The organism is Nocardia sp. NPDC005366 (assembly GCF_040606855.1).
Classification (GTDB): Bacteria; Actinomycetota; Actinomycetes; order Mycobacteriales; family Mycobacteriaceae; genus Nocardia.
In genome coordinates this window covers 1-7345 of the sequence record NZ_JBEXFQ010000076.1, presented here as the reverse complement: position 1 = coordinate 7345, position 7345 = coordinate 1, and the positions used below count along the sequence as shown (strand labels likewise).

Below are 7345 nucleotides of genomic sequence, written 5' to 3'. Positions count from 1 at the left end.
GGTCATCGTCACTGCTCGATCGTTCCTGTCTCGCCCTGGTCTACCTCAAAGGAGTACAGCGTCCCCCTGTCTCATCCCAGACTGACAGACAGGGGATGTGATTCCGGACTATCGGCCAGCGGAAGTGGCCGGTAAACCGATCCCCAATCCACAGACCGACGAGAAGTTCAGACATGATCGAAGATACGCTCGACAAGGGCGAAAACGTCATGATCGACGAGAGCGGAATGACCCCTGCTCGCAAGGCTCACCTCCAGCAGTTGGTGGCCAACAATCCGCAATGGCAAGGAAGGGTGCTCTGGTAGTGATGACACGCGTATACGGTCATTCACCGAGTGACGTTCGGCGATGGCCGGACGACCCGACAGCTCACCGGACGTTGGCCGACCACCTACGACGCCTTACCGCCGACCCGGACAGCGCTACCGAATCAGTGCTCAACGGCCACGGACTCGATTTCACCGGCGCGGATCTGTCGGGCCTCGAGCTGGTCGGAGCAGAGTTCGGCGAGGCGATCTTGATCCAGGTGTCGCTCGTCGGAGCAAGCCTCTACACAGCTTGGCTGAGGGAGGCGCAACTTTCCGAAGCCGACCTCAGTGGCGCATTCCTTCGAAAGGTTCAAGGGCAGTATTGCCAAGCTCGGCACGCCAAGCTGTGCGGCGCAGACCTCCAACGAGCGGATTTCAGTGACTCGGATCTGCTGGGTGCTGACCTCAGCGGTGCCCGATTGCAGCGAGTAACCTTCTCCGACTCGGATCTGCGGCAGACCAGCCTGCGTGACTGCGCCTTCGACATGACACGTCTTTCACGTGCGCGATTGGCGGACTCCGACGTACGTGGCGCCCACGGCCTGGTCAGAGGGCCGATCGATGTCGGTGTCGGTGCACCACGTCTCATCGACGGACAGGAACTCCAGGCCTGGTTCGTTTCGAACGGTGCGTCGGATGTAGAGGTATATCAAAGACCGTAGTTCAGGCGGCGGGTGCGCTCACGAGGAACGCTCGCTCACGAGAATCCCTCCACCTCTAGGTACCAGATAGTTTGGTCGCCGCCGATGCCTTTGGTTACGGCCGACTTCGGACTCACGGTCGAGTCCGGTGTGGCGTAGGTCAACCGCTCGACAATCGGGCCCCGTTCCCTGTCGTCGTAGGCAAGGACGACTTTGCCATCGTGCATGAACACCTGCGTTGTAGATTCGGAGTGGGTATGCAACCCGGTCCACACTGCTCCATCCGTTGCCAGGGTTCGATTGAGTTTGTCACTGGTATTGGGGGAGCTGAAGCTGTACATGCGATCCCACGGACCGATCTGGGCACCGGATGACGCGACGAGATCGCCTAGCCGGGCGGTTCGCCTTTCGTCCAGAAGTCGAGCGAAAGCCGCCGTCAATGCAGGGTTCCCGTCCTGAACGGCGATTTGTTCACCGTCCGATGCGGAACCACACCCGGCGACCGAGGTGAAGACTACCATCGCTACAGAGGCCAGCAGCAGGCCTCTCATTCGTTTGCGGGTACGCACCACACTCCTATGAGGTCTCGACGCACGTCGGGCCCAGGTGGTCATTTGGGAGACGGCTTGTTGTCCGGAATCAGGGAGCCTGGCAGTGACTGCTGCTGATCGATCAACGCGGTCGGCGGTTCGTACCCGAGAGTGGTTCCCTTCGGCCGGGCGAGGTTGCCGTTCTGATCGATCACGACCCCATCACCAGCGTTCCACGCTTCGATGATCTTGTTCTGCAATCCCGCCGAACCGAGTCCTGGATTCTCAGTGGCAATTCTTCGGCCGAGTTCGTTGTTGTACAGGTCCATAGCCTCACGACTCATTCGGTTGTCTTCTCGGCCCTCATGCTTGGATGTGTATTCCTCGGTCCACTCCGCGCCGAACTCCTCGGTTAGCATGGCATTCCAGTATGCGTGCCGGAAAGCGTCGGCGTGGTTGTCCTGGAAATTACCGTCGTACTGGTTCTCCACCTTCTTGTCCGGAAACAGGCGCTCTGCGGTGTCGCTGGCGTCCTCGCTGATCCGGTAGAACCGGTACTGGTCCATGAGGCTCAAATTGTTCAACATCTCCGCCTCGCTGACAGTCACATCCTTCTGTGCGATGTCTGAGCCAGGATTGAACCGGTTTGCCCATTTAATAAAGTCTTCGCTGGGCCACTTTGTCATTTTCTGCTGATCAGGGTTGACTTGGTACGTGTAGAGAATCATCTCGAGGTCTGCGCCGAGTGGAATGGGAACGTCGGAAAAAACCTTGATAATGGCCTCACCAGCGGAAGTCGCAGCATCGCCCGCCTCCCTCAGCGACTTCTTGACCGCATCTTCGTGCTGACGCTGCCCCTGGTCGAGGGCAGCCTTCGCCGCCTCCAGCGATTTCCCCTTCTCCGCAGCCAGCCACGAGACAACATCGTTGGAATAGCTGACTGCCCCGTCGTCGGCGACGGTGTATCGCTCATCCTCGGCAGCCTTGATGGCGTTCACAGCCGACGACTTCGCGAAACCAAGGATCTGGACGATCTGGGCGACGGCTGGCTGAGCATTGTCAAAGGCCGTTACCACCTTGGACAGCGAGGACTTGGCTTCCTCGCCCTTGACGCGCATAGCATCCCCTGCCCCGCCACGCCAAAATCCAGGAGAGTCGGCGAGCTGCTGATTGATGGCGCCGTATTCGGTTGTAACCGCCTCCGCGCCGCGGGCCCACTCGTTACCTTGCTCGGTCAGCGAATCGAAGTTCCACTGACGGATCTCCGACTTCGTCGGAGGTAGTGAACTCATCGGGGCCCATCCAGCGGGCCCGCCTCGGCCAACTCGCCCTGTGCATTCGATTGCGCCGCTTGTTGTGCATTGTAAGCGGCGATGCTCGCGGTCGCGGCATCATTGATCTCTTTGAGCTGCACGGCAACTCCTCGTACGCTGAGCCTCGCGCGAACACCGGCCCTCATGAAAGCAGCACCCAGGCCGGACCCCGGCAACGCTGGCTCGATCGCAGCAATGAAGCCCTCGGTCGGCAAGGCGTTGAGGACCCCCTGGGAGCCGTTGAACGCACCGATCATTCCTTCGACTGCGGCTTGCTCTACGTATAGATCGTCGGCCATCGCGATCCTCTCCCCATCGGCGATTTCGCTACGCTAACACGACCATCCGACCACCTGGGGAGTGTGCCTTGCCGCCATATCCGAGCAACAGTGATACAGACCCGATCACCGATCGGATGAACGCCGTGCGTCGTGCGCTACTCACGGACCGATTCACCGAATCACGATACGGCGTGGCAGTCGATGTCCGGGCGGATGGAACGCTCGAAGCGGTGCGCATCGATGAGAGCGTCACGCCGTACGGGGTCGAACTCGGCAAGCTCATCACCACCCTCGCACACGATGCCCTGGACAAGGCTCGTAGTAACGTGCGTGAACGCCTCGACGAACTGACGGCGGACCCACGCATATCCGCAGCGGTCGAGTCGATTGAAATCGCTTCCGAACAGCCCGCACCGAATCCGGTGAGGATGACTGCGCAGCAGCATGTTCCAGAAGATGAGCTCAGCGAGGAAGAGCTCATAGAACTCAACGAGCGCCGTAACCAGGGGTTGTTTCGCTAAGCTTGACTCTGTCGGTGATCTTGTGAATTACGAGATCAGCTGTTGACTGCGCGCCAGGACCGCAGTCGGGGAATTCTGTTCTGGTCGAGGTGGTTTTGGAAGGCTGTCGGTGGTCGGGCCGGGGATAGCTGGTCTGGTAGCAGTCCTGCGCTGAGTCGTTCGACGTTCACGGCTATGGCGGTGAGTACGTGCTGGAGGTGGGCCTTGCGCTGGCCGCGGTAGCGGCATTGCCCGCATGCCGTGCCCGTGCGCGAATTCGCAGACGGTGCCCTCGATTCCCGAACGTAGGGCATATCTCTGCTGCCAGGAGCGGCTCTGTTGTTCGGCGCGGGCCTGGACTTGCAGGTCGAGGAGTTCTCGCGGGGGGAATCCCACGTTGCGGGCGCCCTCGCGGGAGGTGGTGCACTTGCTGCGGACCGGGCATGGCCGGCACTGGGCTTTGGTGAACCGTGCCACGATCAGCGGGGCCGCGGTGGGCGATGACGTCGGGTAGGGGCCGTGCCATCCCACGCTGGTCTGGCCCTGCGGGCAGGTCACCTGTCGGCGGTCGAAGTCGATGTGGAAGTCGTCTCTGCCGAAGCCCTCGTTCTCGCGGTGCTGGCGGGTGGGGTTGCCCGGTAGCGGTCCGCTGAGGGTGACCTGGTGTTCACGGGCCGCGCGCGCCACATGGACGAGGGAGGTATAGCCGCCGTCGACCAAGTGCTCGGCGGGAAGCAGCGCGCGACGCTGTAGGCGGGTGTGGATTCCGGGAAGGGCCCGGGCATCGTTTGTGGTGGCCGGGGTCGTGGCCACGTCGGTGATCACGTTGGTGCCCTCGGGTGCGCAGGTTTCGGTCAGGTGGACCAGGAACCCCTTCCACCTGGTGACCTGTCCCCGGCGCGCGTAGCGGGCTTGGACATCGTAGGGAGAAACGATCGCCACCGCGGACGGCGGCAAACCGCCGTCGGCGTCGGTACGCCAGCACAGGCGGCCCTTGTCGTCACGGTAGTAGTTCTGCAGAACGATCTGCCGCAGAGCCTGCATCTGGGGGCCGGACAGGTAGTCCGGCTCGTGCCCTCGTAGATGCTCCAGCAGTCGGTAGGCATCCGCGCCGGCGGTGAGGATTCTGGTCTTGGGCCGGGTCGGGTTCTTGCCCAGGCGCACCGGGCGGCCGTAACGGCGTCCCCACTCCTCATCGACCACACCGGTCAGGACGTGCGGGGCACAACGGGCAAGTTCTTCGAGTGCGGCGCGGACGGCCTCGGTGACCAGCTCGAGCCGGGTCAGGTCGCGTACCGCAGCCAGCACATGGGTGGAGTCGGTGCGCTGGGTGGTGCGCTCACGCACCAGTCCAGCGTCGGTGAGCCGGGCCAGAGCGAGATCGAGCAGCCGGTCGGCGCGGTCGCCTTCGGCGAGCCGGTCGCGGAAATCGCTCAGCACGCTGTGGTGGAAGCCGGGGTCGTCCAGCTCCAGGCCGAGTGCGTACTTGAAATCGATACGACAGCGCACGGCCTCGGCCGCCTGCCGATCGGACAGGTCCAGCACGTACTGCAGCACACACACGGTGGCCAGCTGGGCCGGGGACAGACCCGGCCGCCCATCACGCGGATACCAGTCAGCGAAATCATCTTTGCTCCATAGACTTTCGAGCCGATCACGTATCCACATCGCCGTGGTGCCGCGGGGATTACTGGCGCGAGCAACCCGCACCGTCAGCGGCGGGACCGTCTTGGCCGGACCGGGTCCGAGCGACATTCACCTGTTCCTTCAAAGGAGGCAGCAGTATTCGCGCCTCGCAGTGTGGCAGTCCGCCAGCCGCTGCATGCACCGAATTCCAAGATCACCGACAGAGTCAAGCTGAGCAGCCTAAATTTGCCATGAGCGGCGATGACCGATTCCGGGTGGATCTCGAACAACTCGATGCCGCGATCACCACGATGGAGCAGTTCGGTCGTGAGGTGGGGGACTGGTTGGGCGAGGTCGACCGCCATATCGCCGAACTACACCTGAGCTGGTCGAGCGAGGCGGCCTCGGCGCAACGCGCCACGCACGAGCAATGGGCCCTGGGTGTGGACGAGATGGCCGAAAACCTCGACGAGCTCAAGGAAGTGGCTCGGCGCGCGCACACGAATTACAGCACCGCGATCAGTTTGAATCAGAAGATGTGGCCCTGATGGCACCGGTCATCGTCACACCGAACGAGTTGCGCCAAGCCGCGGAGTCGATCAAGAACAACTGGCTCTACGCCCGCGCGGACATGAGCACCCTCTTCGCGCGGTTGCAGATCTGTGGCGGGTGCGCGGGCACCGACCGGATCGGCACGAAGTGGTCGTCGAACTACGACCCGGTCGCCCAGGACGCCGTCGACGCGGCGGTGTCGTATGTGATCGCGATCGGACAGATGCACGATCTGGTGCAGGCGACCGCGGCCAATCACGCCAACGCCAACCAGCTATCGGTGATCGGTGGCGCACCCGATGACATCGCGTTCCCGCCGGGGTCGTTGGAGTGGATGAAACGCCCCGAGATCCCGAACCTGTACGGAGGAGATTCGGGGACACCGTCGTGGTGGGACAAGATCGTCGACTATGTCCAGGGCAAGGTATGGCCCAACGCCAAGACCGATACCCTCGCCGATGCCGGGACCGGATGGAGTTGGTGCGCCGAGCAACTCAACACCCACTTGAACTTCCAGCCCGCCCGCGACGCGATCGGCAACCAGCAAACCCCCGAAGTCCAACAGATCCTCGACCAGATCACCCTGCTCGAAACTCAGGGCAAGGCCCTGGCCGCGCAGGTCATGACCTTGGCGCACGGATGTGTCGACTACTCCATCGCCGTCACCGACGCCCACGAAAAGATCCTGAAGGAACTCGGCTCCTTCGCCGCGCTCTGGGTCGCAGGGGAAGCCGTCTCGCTGGCGGCGGCCGAGTTCACCTTCGGTCTCTCGATCTTCGCCGGCAACGGAGCGCTCGCCGCCCGCGCTGCGGTCGTGGGATCGCGTATCGCGGCCACTATCCGTGCCTCGCCTCGGAGAGTTCTTCGCCTTCGCCCCTGCAGCTGCCATTGTGTCTCTCGGCCCTTACATCATCACTCTGGCAGCCGCTGACCAGGCCGCCGCCGAACTACGCCACGCTATATATGTGGCTGGCCGCGAGATCGACAAGGCATCCGCAGCGAGCACCCCCAAACCAAGACCCACGACGTCGGCCTAACTAACCCGTTCGCGTAGGGGTGAGTTCGGGCGGCTGATATTGCGGATCGACCAACGACATCCGTAGCATCGGCGGGGTGAGCGATACGGGGGACGCTTCGAGTTCGGGGCAGGATCTTGCGGTTGTACCGGAGCGGGTTCGTGAGGTCGGGCGGTATGTCTACGAGTTGTCCGAGGCGCTTCGTTCCGCGTTGAGTTCTGCGGCGCGAGATGTGGATGGTGTGGTCAGCGATACCTGGACAGGTGCTTTGGCGACGGAGTTCACCGCGGGGTGGACCGATGTTCGTGAGGGTGGGGGTCAGATCATCACGGCCTTGGCCGGGATGGTGGAGAAGCTCGGCGTCACCGCGCAGAGTTATCAGGTTCGTGACGAGAGCAACGCTTCCACGCTCGGGAGTTCCAGTTTGGATCTGCCGTGAGCGAGTTCTCGGTCAACATCGATGACCTCGACCAGCTCGTGGCCCGTTTGTCCGGTCTGGCCGGGTTCATCGAGGACCATCTCGACGAGATCGATGACAAGGTCGCCACTCTGACCGGGACCGGTTGGGAAGGTGTTGC

The 7345-nt window shown here is 62.5% G+C and carries 10 protein-coding genes; 6 read left to right on the top strand and 4 right to left on the bottom strand.

Annotated elements, in window-relative coordinates:
- Nucleotides 1–173 precede the first annotated feature (173 nt).
- The gene (locus ABZS43_RS36260) at nucleotides 174–305 is read left to right on the top strand and encodes a hypothetical protein (RefSeq protein ID WP_355040537.1); all 132 of its coding nucleotides are present in this window, start codon (nucleotides 174–176) and stop codon (nucleotides 303–305) included.
- Nucleotides 306–433: 128 nt separating this feature from the next.
- Complete coding sequence (locus ABZS43_RS36255) at nucleotides 434–970, top strand: pentapeptide repeat-containing protein (protein ID WP_355040536.1); 537 nt, start codon at nucleotides 434–436, stop codon at nucleotides 968–970.
- 35 nt (nucleotides 971–1005) lie between these two features.
- Here ABZS43_RS36255 and ABZS43_RS36250 read toward each other — a convergent pair whose 3' ends face one another.
- The 3 genes from ABZS43_RS36250 to ABZS43_RS36240 are packed head-to-tail and all read right to left on the bottom strand — an operon-like array spanning nucleotide 1006 to nucleotide 3091.
- Entirely contained in the window at nucleotides 1006–1518 is a 513-nt protein-coding gene (locus ABZS43_RS36250; protein ID WP_355040535.1) for a hypothetical protein, read from the bottom strand.
- Between the two features lie 41 nt (nucleotides 1519–1559).
- On the bottom strand, nucleotides 1560–2771 hold the full coding sequence (locus ABZS43_RS36245) for a hypothetical protein (RefSeq protein WP_355040534.1): 1212 nt from the start codon (nucleotides 2769–2771) through the stop codon (nucleotides 1560–1562).
- Entirely contained in the window at nucleotides 2768–3091 is a 324-nt protein-coding gene (locus ABZS43_RS36240) for a hypothetical protein (RefSeq protein ID WP_355040533.1), read from the bottom strand. Before ABZS43_RS36240 ends, ABZS43_RS36245 begins: the two co-directional genes overlap by 4 nt.
- Nucleotides 3092–3264: 173 nt before the next feature.
- On the opposite strand from ABZS43_RS36240, the gene ABZS43_RS36235 reads away from it, so the two are divergent.
- Nucleotides 3265–3594: a hypothetical protein gene (locus ABZS43_RS36235; RefSeq protein ID WP_355040532.1), complete on the top strand. Its 330-nt coding sequence runs from the start codon at nucleotides 3265–3267 to the stop codon at nucleotides 3592–3594.
- Nucleotides 3595–3621: 27 nt separating this feature from the next.
- Here the strand turns inward: ABZS43_RS36235 and ABZS43_RS36230 are convergent, their stop codons facing one another.
- Nucleotides 3622–5328, bottom strand: coding sequence for an IS1182 family transposase (locus ABZS43_RS36230; RefSeq protein WP_355040531.1), 1707 nt, complete (start codon nucleotides 5326–5328; stop codon nucleotides 3622–3624).
- 122 nt (nucleotides 5329–5450) lie between these two features.
- On the opposite strand from ABZS43_RS36230, the gene ABZS43_RS36225 reads away from it, so the two are divergent.
- From ABZS43_RS36225 to ABZS43_RS36215, 3 genes are all read left to right on the top strand, one after another.
- Nucleotides 5451–5747 carry a WXG100 family type VII secretion target gene (locus ABZS43_RS36225; RefSeq protein WP_355040530.1) on the top strand — a complete coding sequence of 99 codons (297 nt, stop codon included), beginning with the start codon at nucleotides 5451–5453 and terminating at the stop codon, nucleotides 5745–5747.
- Nucleotides 5747–6682, top strand: a complete 936-nt coding sequence (locus ABZS43_RS36220; protein WP_355040529.1) for a hypothetical protein — start codon at nucleotides 5747–5749, stop codon at nucleotides 6680–6682. Before ABZS43_RS36225 ends, ABZS43_RS36220 begins: the two co-directional genes overlap by 1 nt.
- Before the next feature lie 182 nt (nucleotides 6683–6864).
- Nucleotides 6865–7206, top strand: a complete 342-nt coding sequence (locus ABZS43_RS36215) for a type VII secretion target (protein ID WP_355040528.1) — start codon at nucleotides 6865–6867, stop codon at nucleotides 7204–7206.
- Nucleotides 7207–7345: the final 139 nt, after the last annotated feature.